Below are 18,123 nucleotides of genomic sequence, written 5' to 3' on the forward strand. Positions count from 1 at the left end.
ACTCCCTCCAAAAACTTTTAACGCCCTGCGGATCATCCCGATTTTGCAAGCAAAATCGGGATGATCCGCAGGGAATTAAAAGTCTTTGAAGGGGGTCTGGGGGAAACTTTCTACAGAAAGTTTCCCCCAGGGTAATTAATCAGAGTTTCCCTAAAGTATAAGGTCGCCTTGCCGAAGAGTAATCAACGGAGTCTCTTCGGAGGTGGATGCCTGTCGCCTTGCGGCACGGTCATGTCTGAAAAAGGGAGGCCATTATGAAGACCAAGATTTCGATTGCGGCGCTTGCGGTGGTGCTTTTGAGCGTGCCCGTCCAGGCCCGCGAGTGGATGATCGTGGGGCCCAGGGCGCTCGGCATGGGCGGCGCCCACGTGGCGGTGGCCAACGACGCCACGGCGAGCTACTGGAACCCCGCGGCCTATGGTTTCTTCAAGGGCGAGGGCGAGGGCGACTACGACCCGCGCAGCTGGTCCACCGACCTCGGAGGCGGCGCCGTCTGGCAGATCCACGAGGACCTGGGCGAGATCATCGACAGGATAGTGCAGATTGACTACGAGAACCTCAACGACGGCTCCATACCGGCGGCCAACGTCTCCGACTTCCTCCAGCTCGTAAACGAGCTCAAGACCTTCAACGACAACCCCAACCGGGCCGCCACGGTCATGGCCAACGCCCGTCTCGCCGTGCAGGCCGGTCACTGGGGGCTGGGCGGATACGGCTTCACCGAGATATCGGGCAAGGGCCAGCTCGACCTGGTCAACATCGCGCCCGTCGACCCAGGCGTGACCTTCACGGTCGACGACTTCACCAACCCGGCCAACTACGGCTGCACCGCCTGCACGGGCGGCACCTACCTGACGGCCCAGCAGAAGAGCGATCTCAGCACGAGCCTCGCCGGCCTGGGGTGGACCCAGACGCAGATCGACAACTTCATCAATGCCGTGGACTACGGTCTGACCCAGGCCGACGCCGCGGGCTTCACCATCCCGGCCGACATAGTGACCCAGGTCGAGACCGTCGCCTCCCTGGCCACCAGCGCCGCCAACTCGGGCGGCTCCTTCGCCGACAACACGTCGAGACTGCTCTTCAAGGGCATAGGCGTTATCGAGGTGCCGCTCACATACGGCTACGCGCTCAACGATAACTTCGCCATCGGCGGCAACGTCAAGTACATGAAGGGCAGGACCTACAACACGGCCGTCAAGGTCTTCAACACCGACTTCGGCGACGCCGTGGACAAGGCCAGGGACGACTACACCGACAGCACCAATTTCGGCATCGACGTGGGCGCGCTCTACCGCGTAAGCGGCGACACCTTCAGGATAGGACTCGTGGGACGCAACATCAACTCCCCCAAGTTCGACATGAAAAGACTCCTGCCCGGCGACGACGACTACATAAAGGAGAAGGCCCAGGCGCGGGCCGGTCTCGCCTACCAGCCCTGGGACTTCCTGGTGCTCGCCGTGGACATCGACCTCACCGAGAACGAGACGACCGTCTCGAGCGTTTACAAGAGCCGCAACCTCGGCGGCGGCGCCGAGATAAACATCTGGGACTTCCTGAAGCTGCGGGGCGGCCTCTACAAGAACCTCGCGGAGAGCGACATCGGCCTGGTCTACACCGCCGGCCTGGGCATACAGATATGGAAGTTCAGGCTCGACGTGGGAGGGGCCATGGCCTCCAAGTCGAGCACCATCGACGGCAACGACATCCCCAAGGAGGCCCGCCTCGAAGCGGCCCTCTCGGCGGTCTTTTAAGGAAGCTCTGGTCTATTTCACTGAGGGAACCTTTTTGTAAAAGAGTCACAGACCCACGGTTCCCTCAGACTCCCCCCAAAAATTTCAATGCTTTCGGACTTCCCTGATTTTGCTTGCAAAATCAGGGAAGTCCGAAAGGCATCAGCAGTCTTTGAAGGGGGCCTGCTGGCCGCGCCGGCTGCCTCTGGGGGCTGTACCGGGGGTTCGGGCCGCAAAGGCGTAAAAAAATGCCGCCTGGCGCGGACCGAACCCCCGGTGCAGCCGAAGAACCGAATATACGATGGGGCCTGGGGGAAACGTGGGCCTATGGCCCTTCTACAGAAAGTTTCCCCCAGAACCATTAATCAGAGCTTCCCTTTCACAATCCCCGGGGGATTTCGAGAGCCTTTGAGGGGCCTTACATCCCCGGTATGAGTCTCTTCAGCCACCCCTCCCTCGTGTCTATGGCCCGCGACGGGCACGCCTCCTGGCAGCAGTAGCAGCGTATGCAGCCGTCGTAGTCGATGACTATGGCGTCGCGCTTTTCCATGACACCAGCGGGGCAGACGCTCACGCATACGCCGCAGAGCGTGCAGGCGCCCTCGTCTATGTGGGGGCGCGAGGTGAGGGCCTTGCGCAGCCTCTTTTCGAGGAAGGGCGGGAGTCTCTCGGCGAAGTTGAGCCCCACAAGGGGCGGCAGCTCGAAGCCCCCGATCCTGCAAGTCTCCGGGTCTTCGCCGGCGACCTCTATCCTTGCAAGGTCCGTCTCTCCGGCGCGCCGGCGCCTTGCCGCCTCCAGGAGCGCGAGCCGCCGGGGGGCGACGCCGAGGAGCGAGGCGGCCACCGCGTCGAGCGCCGGGGCGTCGTCCGAGGCCATGACAAGCCCCGTGTGCCTCGGCTCTCCGCTCGCCGGGCCGTTGCCCTCCATGGAGACGACGGCGTCGAGGATGTTCAGTCTCGGCGCCACGAAACGGTAGAGGTCCACGAGCATGTCGGCGAAGCGGCCCGTGTCTATGCCCGCCGTCAGGTGCCACTGGGGCTTTCTCGCGCCCGGCACGCAGCCGAAGACGTTCTTTACCGCCATGGTCAGCAGCATCTGGGCGTGGGTCTTGAGCTTGGGGAGGTTTATGACGCCGTCGGCGTCGAGGACCTCGCCGGCGATCTCGAGGCGCTTGAAGACGGCGCCGTCGGGGTTGTCGACCCGCACAAGGTTCTTGAACTCGACGAACTCCGTCCCCGTCTCGAGGCAGGCGTCCATGACGCCGCAGCGCTGCGCTATCTTGCGGGCGCTGCCTATGCCGGGGCTGTCTCCCACGAGCGGCTCGGCCCCGGCCCGGCGGACAAGCTCTATGACGGCCTTCACGACGGCCGGGTGGGTCGTTACGGCCGCCTCCGGGGGCTTTGCCGAGAGGAGGTTGGGCTTTATGAGGATGCGTTCGCCGGGCGAGACGAAGCGCTCCATGCCGCCGAGAAGCTCCACGGCCTCGGAGACACGCTCTGCCACGAGGGCCTCGTCGTAGGAGGGACACTTGCGTATGGCGACACGGGCCGACATTGCGCCTGTCCTAAGAGGCGCCGGTGCGCGGCCCGGCGCTTGCCGCAGCGCCGCAGCGCCGCGACGGGGGAGCTGGAGGGGTGGGCAGAGGAATCAAGGGGCGGCCTTCAGCGTCTTGAGCTTTCTTCGCGCCTTGTCGGCCTCGGGGCTGTTGGGGTGGCGCTTCACCACCTCTTCGAGCAGCACGCGCGCCTCCTTCACGGCGCCGAGTTTCTCGAAGGCGTAGCCCTGCTTGAGCAGCGCGGCCGCCACCTTGTCGCCCTCGGGGTACTGCTTTATGACCTTGTTGAATTCGAGAACCGCCCTCTCCCAGTCGCCCTTGGCGTAGTATATCTCCGCTATCCAGTACTGGGCGTTGTCCGAGAGCTCCTGGTCGGGGTAGAGGGAGAGGAAGCGCCTGAAGGTTTCGAGCGCGTTTTCGTAGTCCCGCTCCATGGTCTGGCGGTAGCCGGCGGTGTAGAGCTCGGCCGGGTCCGGGGCGGCCTCCTTCCTGGCCGCTGCCGGCGGCTTGGCGGCGGCAGCGGGCCTCGACTCGAGGCGGGCGATGCGCGCCTCCATATCCGTCAGCCGGCGGTCCACCTCCTCAAGCGGCGCGTCGAGCCGGGATATCCGGTCCTTGAGGAGCGCAAGCTCCGCCGTAATGGTGTCGAGGCGTTTGTCCAGCACCTCGAGCGGGGCCCTGTACTCCCCGGCCTTCTCTTTGGCCTGCTCGATGGCCCTGCTCTGCTCCATGACCGAGTCCTCGACCCGGGCGATCCTCTCCCCCACCTCGTCGAGCGACTGCGCCAGCGCCTCGAGCCTCTCGCCGAGGTTCTCTATTTCGTGGATGTTCTCTTCGAGCCCGCCGCGCACGAAGGCGAACTCCTCGCGCACCTTGTCCACGTCGGCCGCCGTCTCGGCCCTTACGGTCTTGACGGCAAGGTCGAGCTCGTCGAAGCGGGCGTCGGCGCGGGCGAGCGCGCCCTGCAACTCTTCGAGCCGCCCGCCGAGGGCCTCGACATCCGAGCTCCGGGCGTAGTCGAGCTCTCCGAGCGACCTTGAGAGCCTGTCGAGGTCGAGCTTGAGCTTTTCGATGTTGCCCCTGTTGCTGCTCATGCCCTCGACGGCCTTCTTGTCGAGCCGTCGGATGGCCGCCTCGATGGCGGCGGCCCTCTTCTTCATCGCCTCCGAGTCCTTGAGGAGACGGTTCACGTTCTCGGACATCTGCGCCTGCTCCCTGGTGACGACCACCCCCCCGGGGCCGCACCCTGTGAGAAGGACGGCGAGGGCCATGGCGCAGGCGAGCGATGCTGTCAGCTCCTTCAACTCTCCACCCCCCTAATCGAGCACGTGGAATTCGACGCGGCGGTTCCTGGCCCAGGCCTCCTCGTTGTGGCCCGGCACGGCCGGTTTCTCCTCGCCGTAGCTCAGCGTAGAGAGTCTGGACGGGTCGACGCCGAGCCTCACGAGGTAGCGCTTCACGCTCTCGGCGCGTTTCTGGCCGAGGGCGAGGTTGTACTCCACGTCACCCCGTTCGTCGGCGTGGCCCTCGAGGCGGACCCTGACGTCGCGGTTCTTTATGAGCCATGCGGCGTTCTTGGCCAGGTCGTCGGCGTATTCCTCCTTGATGGTGTACCTGTCGAAGTCGAAGTAGATGGTGTAGAGCCTGCCCATCTCCTCGACCTGCTCGGTGAGCTCGCCGCCGGGCGTTATGGCGGCGTAGCGGCGCGGCGCCTTCTCTTCGGGCTCTGCCGGCGCCGCCGGTTCGGCCATGCCGAGTTTTTCGCCGTAGGCCTCCTCCACCGACTCCTCGGCGAGCATCTCCTCGGCGGGCGGTGGTCCGGGCGCGGCTTCGACCGCGGGCTCCGGCTCCGTTATCTCCTCCTCGGAGACGAGCTCCTCGCCCAGCGGTCTTTCACCTATGATGTCGGCCAGCGTGCCCGGCTCGACCTCCTCGATGACGGCCGGCCGCGCCGCAGCGGCCTGCGCCTCTTCTCCCTCCGCGGCCTCGACCGGCGCGGTCTCGACCGGCGGGGCCTCCACCCCGGCCACGGCCTCGACCGGGGGCGGCGCGGCGGCCTCTTCCTTCGTCTCCTTCTGCACTGTTACGCCGGCGCAGCCAACGAGCGCCGAAAGGACGGCGGCCAGCAGGCCCGGCCCTATGACGGGTGTCTTGTTCATGGTGTCATGCTCCTTTCGGGGGATGTCCCCGTGAAGAGGTCCCTTTCGGACTGCCGTCCGACTACCCCTTCGCGCTCTCTTTCTGTGATCCGGCGTTCACGCCGTGAAGAGCCCCCCCTGCGGACTGCCGTCCGACTACCTGAGGTAGGGAGACCACGCCGGCGAGAAGGCGCTGCCCTCTCCGGTGTCGATCTTTCTCAGGCCCGAGCCGTCCAGCCCCATGATATAGAGCGACGTGGCGCCTTCGCGCGTGGAGCTGAAGACGATGTAGCGCGAGTCGGGCGACCACGACGGCGTCTTGTTGTTGCCCCTTGAGGTGAGCCTCCTGCGCTCGCCCCCGTCCGCCGTCATTATCCATATGTCGAAGCGGCCGTCGTCGCCGAGGCTCGACCAGGCTATCCACTTTCCGTCGGGCGACCAGGCGGGACTGGTGTTGTATTTGCCCTCGAAGGTGAGACGCCTTTTCTTCCCGGTCTGCAAGTCTAACATATAGATGTGGGGATTTCCAGCCGTATCGGAGACGTAGGCCACCGAGCGGCCGTCGGGCGACCAGGTGGGCGAGACGTCTATGCCCCAGTTGCTGGTGAGCCGCTTTGCGGCCATGGTGTCGAGGTCTATGGTGTAGAGCTCTGGGGATTCGTCCACGCTCAGCGTCAGTATGATGCGTTTTCCGTCGGGCGACCAGCGCCCGCCGATGTTGATGCCCTCGCGGTCCGAGATGACGTGCTCGCGGCCCGTCAGGAGGTCGAGCATGTAGAGGCTGGGGCGGCCGTTCTTGTAGGAGCTGTAGATGATGCGCTTTCCGTCGGGCGACCACTGGGGGGAGAGGTTTATGGAGCCGTTGCGCGTTATGCGCCGCGTGTTGCCGCCGTCGTAGTCGCAGATGTAGATCTCCTTGTTGCCCGTGCGGTCGGAGACGAAGAGAAGCCGCGTGGAGAAGACGCCGGGCTTGCCGGTGAGCCTCTCCATGAGGTCGTCGGTGAAGCGGTGGGCGATGCTGCGAAGGCTCTTGACCCTGCCGAGGTAGCGTTTGCCGAAGATCTGCTCTTCGGTCACGGTGTCGAAGATGCGCACCTCGAAGACGAGGCGCCCGCCCTCCTTCTTGACGCCTCCCTTGACGAGCGCCTCGGCCCTTATGGCCCGCCAGTCGCTGAAGTCGGTCTCTTTCCTTGTTATGCCGGCCGCGGCCGGGTCCTCGAGGTAGGCCTCGCGCTCTATGACGTCGAAGAGATCGGTGAAGGACAGGTCCGAGACGATGGTGTCGTAGAGCTCTTCGGCGAGTACGGCCGTCTCCGGGCCCTCTTCGGCCGCGCTCATGTTCTTGAAGGTCTGGACGGCTATGGGAAGCCGTCTGCCCGCGGGGGCCTCTATGTCTATGTAGACCTTGGCCGCCGCTCCGCCGCTGAAGAGCAGGAGCAGCACAAAGAGCGTCGTTCTGAAAAACAGGCGCATATTGAACGAGTCTCCGGGTTTCGAGCAAAAGCGGCCGCTTCCGGTATTATCCTCCCGCGCAGCCGCCGGGGCAGAACCTTATGCCTATTTCGAGGAAGTCCGAGTCCATGCCCTCGGGGAGCGGCTCGAAGGGGGCCGCCTTCGTTACGGCCTTGAGTGTGGAGTCATCGAAGAGCTGTGAGCCCGATCCCTTCTCTATCCACGACTTCGTGACCCTGCCGTCACGGTCTATCCTGATGGAGACCCATGTCTCCAGGCCCGAGTCTTCGGTGCCGGGGTATATCCAGTTCTCTTTAATCTTTTCGCGCACGTCGTTGTAGTAGGCCTTGAACCTGAGCTCCAGGAGCTCGCGCGAGAGCCTGCCCGCCGCTCTGCGGGCCGGGGCGGGTTCCGTGCGCGTCTCTATCTCCACGGTCCGTTCCTGCCGGGCGGCCGCCTCGGCCCTGGCGGCGAGGCTCTTTCTCAGGGCCTCTATCTCGGCCCTCATCCGGGCTGCGTCGGCCTGCTCCTCCTGCCGCGCCTTTCTGCGGCCGAGCTCCTCTATCTCGCTTCGTATGGCGCCGAGTTCCTTCTTCCTCGCCTCCTCGTCGGCCCTGTACTTCTTCTCTATCTCGGCCACCCGCGCGGCCACGAGCTCCCGGGCCTCCTTTTCTCTCACACGCCGCTCTATCATGGCGAGGGTCTGCTCGATGGAGACCTCGCCGGCGGGCCGCTCCTTCACCGCTTCCGCGGTCTCCTTCCGGGGCTCCGCCTTCCCGGTCTCCGGTTTCCGGGGCTCCGCCTTTCTGGGTTCCGCCTTCCGGGGCTCCGCCTTCGGCGGTTTCGGCTTCGGCGGTTCCGCCTTCGGCGCCTTCTCCGGTTTCGCCTCCTTCGCCCTGACGGGCGCCTTGGCGGCGGGCTTGGCGGCGGTCTTGACCTTCTTTTCCGCCCTCGCCCTCTTCTTCACCACCGCCTTCTTTTTCGCCTTCTTCCTCGCCCCGGCCTTCTTCGGCGCCGCCTTCTTCTTGACGGCCTTCTTGACGGTCTTTTTCTTCTTTGCTGCCTTTTTGGGCTCGACCCGTCTCGGCTCGGGCCGAAGCTCCCTGATGTCCACGATGTCGACGGTGTAGACGGGCGCGTAGAATATCCTTCGGGGCTCGCCCCCGACGGCGAAGAGGGCGAGGGCGATGATCGTGACGTGGGCGGCCAGTGACCAGCCGAGGACCCTTGTGAACCCGGGCTGCATCTGGTGGAGCGAGCCGGTCACGGCCGCGGCTGCGGGGCGTGCTCGGTAACCATGCCTATCTTGACGATCCCCGCCCTTCGTATCCTGGCCATGGCGGCGGCCACCTCGCCGTAGGGCACCTCCCTGTCGGCCCGCAGCAGCACGAGCTCACCGGGTCTGCGCTTGGCGATGGCGGCGAGCTTTCGGCCGAGGGCCTCGGGCGAGAGGGGTTTGTCGTTCAGGAAGAGGGCCCCCTTCCTGTCGATGGTGACGATGAGCGGCTCGTCGGGCGTCTTCACGGCCGCCGCCTCGACCTCCGGAAGGTTCACCTCGATCCCCTCCTGGAGCATGGGGGCGGTGACCATGAAGATGATGAGGAGCACGAGCATGACGTCCACCAGCGGTGTTACGTTGATGGTCGAGAGCAGGCGGCGTCTCGATGGTTCGTTAAACTCCATGGCGCTCAACCTTGGGCTCCCTGGGGGCGGGCCGCGAGAGCTCCTTTTCTATGGCGTTGAGCAGGTCCGAGGCGAAGCCCTGCATGTCGGCGCGCGCGCGGTCTATGCGCGAGAGGATGTGGTTGTAGCCCACCACGGCCGGGATGGCCGCCATGAGTCCCAGGGCCGTGGCCACCAGCGCCTCCGAGATGCCCGGGGCGACGACGGCGAGACTGGCCGCGCCCTTTACGCTTATGCCGCGGAAGGAGTTCATGATTCCCCAGACCGTGCCGAAGAGTCCGATGAAGGGCGCCGTGTTGCCCGTGGTGGCGAGAAACGGCGTGTATGCCTCGAGCCTCATCGACTCCTCGGCGATCTTTTTCGAGAGGATGCGTTTTATCCTGTCGAGGTCGTCGCGGCCGATGCGCCCCTCGTTGGATACGGCCGTGAAGAGGCCGGAAAGGGGTGTGTCGGGATGCTCCCTGGCCGCCTCGAGGACCTTGTGGAACTCCTTTTTGTCCATGTTGCGCCAGAAGAGGTCGTAGAAGACGGCCGTCTCGCCCTCGACCCTGCGCAGCAGTTTGATCTTGTAGACGATGATGGCCCAGGAGACGACGGAGAAGCCCACCAGAAGCGCCATGACGAACTTCACCATGGGCCCCGCGTTCCACACCATCGTCCACAGCCCGAGTTCGCTTGCCGTTGTCGTGTCCAATGCCCCCCTCCTTATCAGCGTTCAAGGATACCTCTTCGGCCTGGAAAAGTCAATAGCGGGCGGGTCGTTGCGGCGTCGGGCCGGCGCGAAGTAGTCTTGTGGAGAAAGAGGCTGGTGGGTAGGAGGTGGCGGGAGGTGCTGCGGACTTGGTTCAGCGGTTGTGGCAGAGCTGGCACCCCTTGGTAGAGGGGAGGCCGAGCCCTGTCTGCTGGCCTTGGGCTATATCCGTGTGGTAGTCCCAGCGCAGGGCGTCGTAGTAAGGGCCTGCGTGGGCGAAGTGGCAGGTGAGGCAGAAGACCTTGTGTCCGGTGGTGAAGTCGTCCATACCGGAGCCGTTGTTGGGCAGGTAGTATACGGGGTCGTAGCTGTCGCCGCCCCAGGAACCGCCCGCAGTGACGGGTAGGCCCTTGCCGCTGGTTATGAGGCTTGTGGTGTAGTTCGTCCTGTCGATGGGCACCGGTTTTCCATCGTGGCAGCCGGTCTGGCAACCTGGGAAGGCCCCTCTCGGCATGGTCGTCTGGACGGGATGTCTCCTCCAGTCGCGGTAGCCGTTTTCGGCGAAGCCGCTCCACTGGACCTTGTTGGACGTCGTCCTGAACTCGTGCCAGTTGTCGTGGCACTGGGCGCACCACTGGCTTATGGTCATGCCGGGCCTCTGGGCTCTGGCACTGGTCTGGCACGGCCCCGTCTCGTAGGAGTTGCTGTTGGCCGAGTCGCTGTTTGGATCGCCGGTGAGGACTCCCCTGTAAACAGGCCAGATCACCTCTCCGGCGCTGTCCAGCTCGTTCCCCCCGAAGTAGGAAGGGCCGCCAAGCACGGTGCTCGTGCTGCCCACGTAGCTTCTCGTCCACTGATACTTGAAGTACCGCTTATTCACGCCAGGCAGTCCCATTTCGATGGTGCAACCCGTGGCGCCGCTGTCAAGGGGCACGCGCCGAAGGTTGCGGAAGAGATTTACAGTCGAGGTGTTGGACGCCGAGGCGCCGTGGGGGTCGTGGCAGCTCGTGCAGGTGAGGTATGAAAGGGGCTGGTCGCCGCCGGGAGGGATGACGTTGGTGGCCCCCAGCGAATGGCCGTAACCGAGCGCCGGCGTGGTCGTCACGTCCCACGAGGTGTTAATTTCGGTAGAGAAGTTGCCGCCTGCGCCAATGAGGTTGAAGGGCAAGGCGTCGGTCCACGTTGCCGGAGAATAGACTTTAGGGGCCACCACGCTCTGGGGGGCGTGTGAAACGTCTGCCTGGGCGCCGTTGCTCGCATGGCACTGGAGGCACAGCTTGTGAATCGCGGCTCTGGAAGAGACGGGGCCGCGCAACAGGAGCAGGGAACCTTGAGTGTCGCCTTCAAGGGAGACGTTGCCTTGGCTGTTGTGCATCGTGTGACACTGACCGCAGGTGAGGGGACCGGCCCCTTTGTGTACCGCAAGTAGCGTCTGTGGAAAAAGCGTCGTAATAAAGATTGTGGCCGTTAGTAAGGCGGCGATCTTCAGGGACATAGTAAGGGTCGCTGGGGCAGGGAGGCTTGTCGTGGCTTTACCGGTGGCTGTCGATGGGGTGGCGATATGCTTTTCCATGGAGAAGATAGCCGCTCAGAGCATTATGTAGATTTTTTAATGGCTTTTTAATTTATATTACATGAATTTCTCGTCGGAGTCAAGATAGGCTCGAAATTACGCCCTTCGTTGCGGCGTCGGGCCGGCGGGGCCTTTCCTTCCCGCTGCGCCTCTTTTTCCGGCGCCGGAAAAAAAAGACTTGACATGGTTTCGAATATTCGCAACAATTAAATCATGAAAGATATCTTCCGCTACCACGCCGAGGTCTGCAAGACGCTGGCCAACCCCAAACGCCTGGAGATAATCTACGCCCTCAAGGACGGCGAGAAGTCGGTGGGCGAGCTCGTCGCCGAGCTGGGGCTGCCAAAGGCCAACGTCTCCCAGCACCTGAGCGTGCTCCGCGGCTGCGGTGTCGTGAAGTGCAGGCGCGAAGGACAGAGCATCTTCTACACCATAGCCAACAGAAAGATAATCGAGGCCTGCGCCCTCATGCGCGAGGTCCTCATAGAAAGGCTCGAGGAAGACAGCCGCATCCTCGGGAAACTCGGCTCGTAGAGGGGAAAGGGGGTTCCATGTCGGGCAAAAGGATTCTCGTGCTGGGCGGAGGAATCGGGGGCGTGGCCTGCGCTACACTTCTGCGCCAGGGGCTTGCGCCGGAACACAGGGTGACGCTCGTGGACCGAAGCGACGCCCACATATTCGCGCCGGCCATGCCGTGGCTCATGCTCGGCCTCCGAAGGCCCGCCCACATGGTGCGCAGCCTCGAAGACCTCAAGGAGCCGGCCATAGAGTTCGTCAGGGCCTGCGTTGAGGCCGTAGACACGGAGCGCCGCAAGGTCGTCACCTCGACCGGGACCCTGGACTACGACTACCTCGTCGTCGCACTGGGCGTGGAGCTCGCGCCCGAAAAGCTGCCGGGCCTTTCAGAAGGGGCCTTCAACGTATACGAGATGGACGGCGCCGCGGCGATGGGCGCAGAGCTCAGGGAGATCGACTCGGGGAGGGTCGTCGTCCTCGTCTCATCCCTGCCCTTCAAGTGTCCGGCCGCGCCTTACGAGTACGCCCTGCTCATCGACGACTACCTCAGAAAACGCGGCGTGCGCCCCCGGATCGAGCTCGAGATCGTTACTCCCGAGAAACTGCCCATGGCCGTGGCCGGCCCCGCCCTCGGCGCCGAGGTCGTGCGCCTGCTCCGGGAGCGCGACATAAGATTCACCAACGAGGCGGCCGCCGAGGCCGTCGATGCCGGGGCGGCGAGGATCCGACTCGGCGGCGGTGAAGAGGTGCCCTACGACCTGCTCGCCGCGGTGCCGCCTCATGCCGCCCCTCGCGCCCTGTCGAATTCGGCGCTCGCCGGTCCGGACGGCTGGGCGCCCGTCGACGCAGCCACCCTCGCATCGGAGAGCGCGGACGTCTTCGTCATCGGCGACGCGGCGGCCGTAAGGCTCAAAAACGGCATGATGCTCCCAAAGGCCGGCGTCTTCGCACACGCCCAGGCCAAAGTCGTGGCATGGAACATCATAAAGGCCGTAAAGGGCGTCCCCCCAGACAGCCGCTTCACAGGCACGGGTTACTGCTTCCTCGAAGCGGGCGGATCAAGAGCGGCCTTTGCAAAAGGCGACTTCTACGCCGAACCGGACCCCCAGGTGCGGCTCTACAGACCCTCCATCGTCTGGCACCTCGGAAAGCTCCTCTTCGAAAAGTGGTGGCTCCTTACTTTCTTTTCTGAAAAAAAAAGAAAGTAAGCAAAGAAAAAACCGATGACCTGTTGAACCTGAGGGAACCTTTTTGAAAAAAGGTTCCCTCAGACTCCCTCCAAAAACTTTTGATGCGAGTTGGTTTCCCCTGTTTTGCGAAGCAAAACAGGGGAAACCAACTCGTATCGAAAGTCTTTGAAGGGGGCCTGGGGGAAACTTTCTTCAGAAAGTTTCCCCCAGTGCAATAAATCAGAGTTTCCCCAGGGAGATCGTTTTGGGAGGCCCGCCGGGGAGGTCGGGTCGCAAAGGCGTAAAAGGATGCCGCCTGGCGCGACCCGACCTCCCCGGCGGGCCTCCCGAAAAACACGGACTGACGGAAGGGAGGCCGACGCCATGGAGAAAGTGACCATAGTCCTGCATGACCCGCCTTACGGCACGGAGCGCGTCTTCAACGCCCTCAGGCTCGCCGAGGCCCTCGTTTCTGCCGGGGCCGCTGTGAGGATATTCCTCTACGCCGACAGCGTGGTGGCGGCGAAGAAGGGGCACGCGCCGCCCAGGGGTTTCTACAACACGGCCGAGATGCTCGCAAAACTCATCGGAAAGGGCGTTGAGGTAAGGACCTGTCTCACCTGCACCAGGGCAAGGGGCCTTGCGCAGGAGGACTTCATAGACGGGGCCGTCGTCGGCAAGACCATGGACCTTGCAAGGTGGGTCGTCGAAGACGGCAAGGTGCTCGTCTTCTGAGCGCCGACCAGAGGATGACACAAGGAGGCATCTCATGCATATCGAAAGACTTCTCAGACTCATAGCCGGGACGTTCGTCCTTTTGAGCCTGCTGCTCGCGCAGCTTCACTCGCCTTACTGGCTGCTATTCACGGCCTTCGTGGGGCTCAATCTCTTCCAGTCGGCCTTCACCGACTGGTGTCCCATGATGACCTTTCTGGGCTGGTTCGGCTTCAAACGCTGCAACGAAGCGCCGGCCCGGCAGGGGAGCTGACGCCGCGCTCATAAGGCGGCCTCTCCGCCAGACGGAACCCTTCGTCACCCGCGACAAGGGGAATCCCTGCAGAAAGGACGAGTCTGTCAGATGAAGAGACTTCTGCTCAAACCGGTGCGCTTTTCGCTCGATCACCCCCGCACCGTCCTGTGGCTGAGCCTTGCAGTGACCATAGTGCTGCTCGCCCAGTTTCCGCGCATCGTCGTCGACACGGACCCCGAGAACATGCTCGCCCACGACGAGCCGGTCAGGGTGACGCACGACAGGGTGAAAAAGGAGTTCGCCCTCCACGACGCTATCGTGATCGGCGTCTTCGACGAGGATTCGCCCGTCGGCGTCTTCAGGCCCGACACGCTCGAGCGCATAGCCGCCGTCACGGACGCCGTGATGAAGATCGACGGGGTCATGGCCCGCGACGTGATGAGCCTCATCACGACCGACGACATCGAGGCCGAGGCGGGCTCGCTGCGCATCGAGCCGCTCATGGGCCGGACCGTGGAGAGCGGGGAGGCGGCGCTGGCCGTACGCGACGCGGCGCTCAAGAACCCCATACTGAAGGACCTGCTCGTCTCCGGCGACGGCCGGGCCGTCACCATATTCGTGCCCATAAAGCACAAGAGCGAGAGCTACCGAATCTCCAGGGAGATAGAGGCCGTCACCGCGAAACTCGGCGGCGGCGAGAGCTACCACATAACGGGCCTGCCCGTGGCCGAAGACACCTTCGGAGTGGAGATGTTCCGGCAGATGGGCGTCTCCGCTCCCCTGGCGGGGCTTCTCATATTCATCCTCATGCTCGCCTTCTTCAGGCGCGGCGTGCTCGTCTCGTCGGCCATGATCGTGGCCATGATGACCGTCATATGGACCATGGGCCTCCTCATAGGCGCGGGCTACACGGTCCACATCATGAGCTCCATGATCCCCATATTCCTCATGCCCATAGCCGTGCTCGACTCGATCCACATACTGAGCGAGTTCCACGGCAGGTTTCCGGCCGTCGGGCAGCGGAGGGCGGCCTTCGAAGAGGTGATGGAAGAGCTCTTCACGCCCATGCTCTTCACCTCGCTCACATCGTCCGTGGGCTTTGCGTCGCTTCTGTTCACGCCCATCCCGCCGGTTCGGGTCTTCGGCGTCTTCGTGGCCCTGGGGATCGTCATCGCCTGGTTTCTGACCATAACATTCATACCGGCGTTCGTGATGGTGCTCCCCGAGCGCTTCCTCAGGGGCTTCGGCGAGGGCGCCGGCGGGGGCAAGGGCGCGGGCACGCTCATGATGAGGGTGCAGGAGGCCATGGGGCGCTTCGCAACGCGGCGCGCAAAGACGGTGCTCGCCGCCTGCGCCGTCCTCTTCGCCGTATCCCTCTACGGCATATCGAAGACGGTGGTCAACGACAACCCCGTCAAGTGGTTCCACGAGGGCCATCCCATAAGGGTCGCCGACAGGCTGCTCAACAGCCACTTCGGCGGCACCTACATGGCCTACCTCGTGCTCGACGGCGGCGGGGACGGCGTCTTCAAGGACCCGGAGGCGCTGCGCTACATCGAAAGGCTGCAGAAGGCCCTCGAAGAGGTCGAGGTGGTCGGCAAGACCACCTCCGTCGCCGACGTGCTCAAGAAGATGAACTTCGAGCTCCGCGACGAGGAGCCCGGCGCCGACGTCCTTCCCTCGACGGCGAGACAGGCGGCCCAGCTATTCTTCCTCTACGAGATGTCGGGCGACCCCGAGGACCTCTACCACCTCGTGGACCCGGCGTTCGCAAAGGCCAACATATGGGTGCAGCTGCGAAGCGGCGACAACCGCCACATGCTCGACGTGGAGCGCCGCGTGGCGGAGTTCATGGAAAGGGAGCCTCCGCCGCCGGGCATCGACGCCCGGTGGGCGGGACTGGCCTACCTGAACGTGGTCTGGCAGGAGAAGATGGTGGGCGGCATGCTCAAGGCCCTGGCGGGCGGCGGCGTAACGGTGCTCGTCATAATGATGGTCCTCTTCCGCTCCGTACTCTGGGGGCTCGTCTCCATGATACCGCTCACCCTTACCATAGCCCTCATCTACGGACTCATCGGCTTCGCGGGCAAGGACTACGACATGCCCATAGCCGTGCTCTCGTCGCTCACACTGGGCATATCGGTCGACTTCGCCATACACATGTGCCAGCGCACCAGGCAGATAAGCGCGGTGAGCGGCGAGTGGTCGGCCACCGTCGAGCGGGTCTTCGGCGAGCCGGTGCGCGCCATCATAAGGAACATGATCGTCATAGCCGTGGGCTTTCTGCCGCTGCTCGTCTCGCCGCTCGTGCCGTACCAGACGGTGGGCTTCTTCTTCGCCGCCATAATGGCCGTGAGCGGCGTGGCCACCCTGCTCGTGCTGCCCGCGCTCATGAGCGTGCTGACAAGACCGCTCGGGCTCGGTGCGGCCCGGCGGTAATATAAGGAGGCAAAGATGAAAAACTTGGTATCACTTGCGGCCGTCCTGACGGCGTCGGCGCTCATGGCTTCGCCGGCCGCCGCCCTCACTGCCGACGAGATAATGGACCGCGCCAACCTCGCCTACTACTACGCCGGCGACGACGGCAAGGGCAGGGTAACGATGACCATAACGGACGCCGCGGGCAGGACGAGGACCCGCGAGCTCACCATGCTCCGAAAAGACATGAGCGATGGCGGCGAGCAGCGCTACTACGTCTATTTCCACAAGCCGCTCGACGTCTCGGGCATGGTCTTCATGGTCTGGAAGCACCCCGACCGCGACGACGACCGCTGGCTCTACATACCGGCCATAGACCTCGTAAAGCGCGTGGCTGCGCGCGACAAGAGATCGAGCTTCGCCGGATCGAATTTCACCTACGAGGACGTCTCGGGACGCAATCCCTCGCTCGACACCCACGAGCTCGTAAGGGAGGAGACCCTCGACTCAAGGGCGGTCTACGTAGTGAAGAACACGCCCCGCGACGACTCGGCCGTCGAGTTCTCCTACTACCTGCTCTGGATCGACAAGGAGAACTTCATCCCCCTCAGGGGCGAGTACTACGACAAGGGCGGCAAGCTCTACAAGGTCATGACCGTGGAGGAGACCAGGACCATCCAGGGCATCCTGACCATAACGCGGGCCAGGGCCCGTGACCTCGAGAAGGGCGAGACGGTCATAGAGTTCAAGGACGTGAAGTACAACATAGGTATCGACGACTCCATATTCACCGAGCGGTTCCTGCGGAGGCCGCCGAGAAAGTACATAAGGTGAGGGCCGGGATGATGGGCATGGCTGCGAGGCAGGTTGCGGCGGCGCTGGGGGGCGCGGCGCTGGTCTTCGCCCTCTCCTGGGCCGGGCCGGCCGCCGCCGAGGTCCTCCCCGTCCACGGCTTCGTCGAGGCCGCCGCAGGGGCGCGCCTGGGCGACGAGAAGACGGAAAGGCCCGATTACGACATGCTGGAGCTTCGCCTCCAGTTCAGGAGCGCCTGGTTTCCCGAGAGCCTGGCCGAGTACTCGGCCGAGGCGAACGCCAAGGTGGAGCTCATGGCCGACGGCTACGACGGGGAAGTGAGGGCCACGGCCCGCGAGCTCTATATCTTCCTTACGCCCGCCGACTTCGTGGACGTGAAGGCCGGGCGCCAGATACTCACCTGGGGCACGGGCGACTATCTCTTCATAAACGACCTCTTTCCCAAGGACTACGTATCTTTTTTCATAGGACGCGACGACGAGTACCTGAAGCTCCCGAGTGATGCGTTGCGGGCCCTCGTCTACCTGCCCCTTTTCTCGCTCGACGCCGTAGTCATACCGCGTTTCGCGCCGAACCGCACGCTGCGGGGCGACCGGCTCTCCTTCTACGACGCCGTGAGCGGCGCCATAGGCGGCCGCGACACGCCGCGCATCTTCGAGAGGCCGGCCCGCACAGCGGCCAACATGGAGACGGCCCTTCGCGCCTTCAGGACCTTTGCAAGCTACGAGGCGGCGCTCTACTTCTTCAACGGCTTCTACAAGAACCCCTTCGGCATGAAGGACCCGGCGGCCGGGCGCTTCTACTACCCGGAGCTCACCGTCTACGGCGCGAGCCTGCGCGGACCGGCGGCCGGAGGCATAGTCAGCGTCGAGGCGGGCTACTACGACTCGCGCGAGGACCGCGACGGAGCGAACCCATTCGTGGAGAACGGCGCCGTCAAGACCCTCTTGGGCTACAGCCGCGACCTGGGAAACGACCTCAAGGCCGGCGTGCAGTACGAGCTCGACGTGATGCTCGATTACGACGCCTACACCCGCACGCTTGCCCCGGGCTCGCCCGTGCGCGATGAGCTGCGCCACCTCTTCACCCTCCGGCTCTCGAAACTCATGTACGCCGACACCCTGCGCTTGGGCCTCTTCGTCTTCTACAGCCCCAGCGACGAGGACGCCTACCTGCGCCCCACCGTCTCGTACAAGGCGAGCGACACCTTCGGAATCTCGGCCGGCGCAAACGTCTTCGCGGGAAAGAAAGACCATACCGAGTTCGGCCAGGCCGACGGCAACGATAACCTCTACGTGCGAATGAGATGGGACTTCTGAGGGGAATTACCCTGGGGGAAACTTTCTGTAGAAAGTTTCCCCCAGACCCCCTTCAAAGACTTTCAATACGAGTTGGTTTCCCCCTGTTTTGC

At 63.9% G+C, this 18,123-nt stretch carries 16 protein-coding genes; 8 read left to right on the forward strand and 8 right to left on the reverse strand.

Going from position 1 to position 18,123, the window contains the following annotated elements:
• Positions 1 to 254: 254 nt before the first annotated feature.
• The gene (locus ENJ37_10740; protein HHL40971.1) at positions 255 to 1,754 is read left to right on the forward strand and encodes a hypothetical protein; all 1,500 of its coding nucleotides are present in this window, start codon (positions 255 to 257) and stop codon (positions 1,752 to 1,754) included.
• Positions 1,755 to 2,151: 397 nt separating this feature from the next.
• Here the strand turns inward: ENJ37_10740 and ENJ37_10745 are convergent, their stop codons facing one another.
• The 8 genes from ENJ37_10745 to ENJ37_10780 all read right to left on the reverse strand — a co-directional run bounded on the left by ENJ37_10745 (position 2,152) and on the right by ENJ37_10780 (position 10,826).
• Positions 2,152 to 3,288 carry a DUF362 domain-containing protein gene (locus tag ENJ37_10745; protein ID HHL40972.1) on the reverse strand — a complete coding sequence of 379 codons (1,137 nt, stop codon included), beginning with the start codon at positions 3,286 to 3,288 and terminating at the stop codon, positions 2,152 to 2,154.
• Positions 3,289 to 3,381: 93 nt separating this feature from the next.
• The gene (gene ybgF, locus ENJ37_10750) at positions 3,382 to 4,593 is read right to left on the reverse strand and encodes a tol-pal system protein YbgF (protein HHL40973.1); all 1,212 of its coding nucleotides are present in this window, start codon (positions 4,591 to 4,593) and stop codon (positions 3,382 to 3,384) included.
• A 12-nt stretch (positions 4,594 to 4,605) separates the two neighbouring features.
• A complete protein-coding gene (gene pal / locus ENJ37_10755; protein ID HHL40974.1) occupies positions 4,606 to 5,088 on the reverse strand; it encodes a peptidoglycan-associated lipoprotein Pal in 483 nt (160 codons plus the stop codon).
• A 495-nt stretch (positions 5,089 to 5,583) separates the two neighbouring features.
• A complete protein-coding gene (gene tolB / locus ENJ37_10760; protein ID HHL40975.1) occupies positions 5,584 to 6,900 on the reverse strand; it encodes a Tol-Pal system beta propeller repeat protein TolB in 1,317 nt (438 codons plus the stop codon).
• Between the two features lie 46 nt (positions 6,901 to 6,946).
• Complete coding sequence (locus tag ENJ37_10765) at positions 6,947 to 8,125, reverse strand: cell envelope integrity protein TolA (protein ID HHL40976.1); 1,179 nt, start codon at positions 8,123 to 8,125, stop codon at positions 6,947 to 6,949.
• A 17-nt stretch (positions 8,126 to 8,142) separates the two neighbouring features.
• A complete protein-coding gene (tolR, locus tag ENJ37_10770; GenBank protein ID HHL40977.1) occupies positions 8,143 to 8,562 on the reverse strand; it encodes a protein TolR in 420 nt (139 codons plus the stop codon).
• The gene (locus ENJ37_10775) at positions 8,552 to 9,217 is read right to left on the reverse strand and encodes a Tol-Pal system subunit TolQ (protein ID HHL40978.1); all 666 of its coding nucleotides are present in this window, start codon (positions 9,215 to 9,217) and stop codon (positions 8,552 to 8,554) included. The genes tolR and ENJ37_10775 overlap by 11 nt, the downstream gene beginning before the upstream one ends.
• 190 nt (positions 9,218 to 9,407) lie before the next feature.
• A complete protein-coding gene (locus ENJ37_10780; protein HHL40979.1) occupies positions 9,408 to 10,826 on the reverse strand; it encodes a hypothetical protein in 1,419 nt (472 codons plus the stop codon).
• 213 nt (positions 10,827 to 11,039) lie between these two features.
• Between ENJ37_10780 and ENJ37_10785 the strand changes: the two genes are divergently transcribed.
• The 7 genes from ENJ37_10785 to ENJ37_10815 all read left to right on the forward strand — a co-directional run bounded on the left by ENJ37_10785 (position 11,040) and on the right by ENJ37_10815 (position 18,031).
• Positions 11,040 to 11,360 (forward strand): ArsR family transcriptional regulator, encoded by a 321-nt coding sequence (locus tag ENJ37_10785; GenBank protein ID HHL40980.1) that lies wholly within the window; start codon positions 11,040 to 11,042, stop codon positions 11,358 to 11,360.
• A gap of 17 nt (positions 11,361 to 11,377) precedes the next feature.
• Complete coding sequence (locus ENJ37_10790) at positions 11,378 to 12,550, forward strand: NAD(P)/FAD-dependent oxidoreductase (GenBank protein ID HHL40981.1); 1,173 nt, start codon at positions 11,378 to 11,380, stop codon at positions 12,548 to 12,550.
• Positions 12,551 to 12,820: 270 nt separating this feature from the next.
• On the forward strand, positions 12,821 to 13,246 hold the full coding sequence (locus tag ENJ37_10795) for a hypothetical protein (protein HHL40982.1): 426 nt from the start codon (positions 12,821 to 12,823) through the stop codon (positions 13,244 to 13,246).
• Positions 13,247 to 13,280: 34 nt separating this feature from the next.
• Entirely contained in the window at positions 13,281 to 13,499 is a 219-nt protein-coding gene (locus ENJ37_10800; protein HHL40983.1) for a DUF2892 domain-containing protein, read from the forward strand.
• Positions 13,500 to 13,589: 90 nt separating this feature from the next.
• Positions 13,590 to 15,920, forward strand: a complete 2,331-nt coding sequence (locus tag ENJ37_10805; protein HHL40984.1) for an RND transporter — start codon at positions 13,590 to 13,592, stop codon at positions 15,918 to 15,920.
• 15 nt (positions 15,921 to 15,935) lie between these two features.
• Positions 15,936 to 16,733 (forward strand): outer membrane lipoprotein-sorting protein, encoded by a 798-nt coding sequence (locus tag ENJ37_10810; protein HHL40985.1) that lies wholly within the window; start codon positions 15,936 to 15,938, stop codon positions 16,731 to 16,733.
• An 8-nt stretch (positions 16,734 to 16,741) separates the two neighbouring features.
• Complete coding sequence (locus ENJ37_10815) at positions 16,742 to 18,031, forward strand: hypothetical protein (GenBank protein HHL40986.1); 1,290 nt, start codon at positions 16,742 to 16,744, stop codon at positions 18,029 to 18,031.
• Positions 18,032 to 18,123: the final 92 nt, after the last annotated feature.

Source organism: Deltaproteobacteria bacterium (assembly GCA_011375175.1).
Lineage (GTDB): Bacteria > Desulfobacterota > GWC2-55-46 > GWC2-55-46 > DRME01 > DRME01.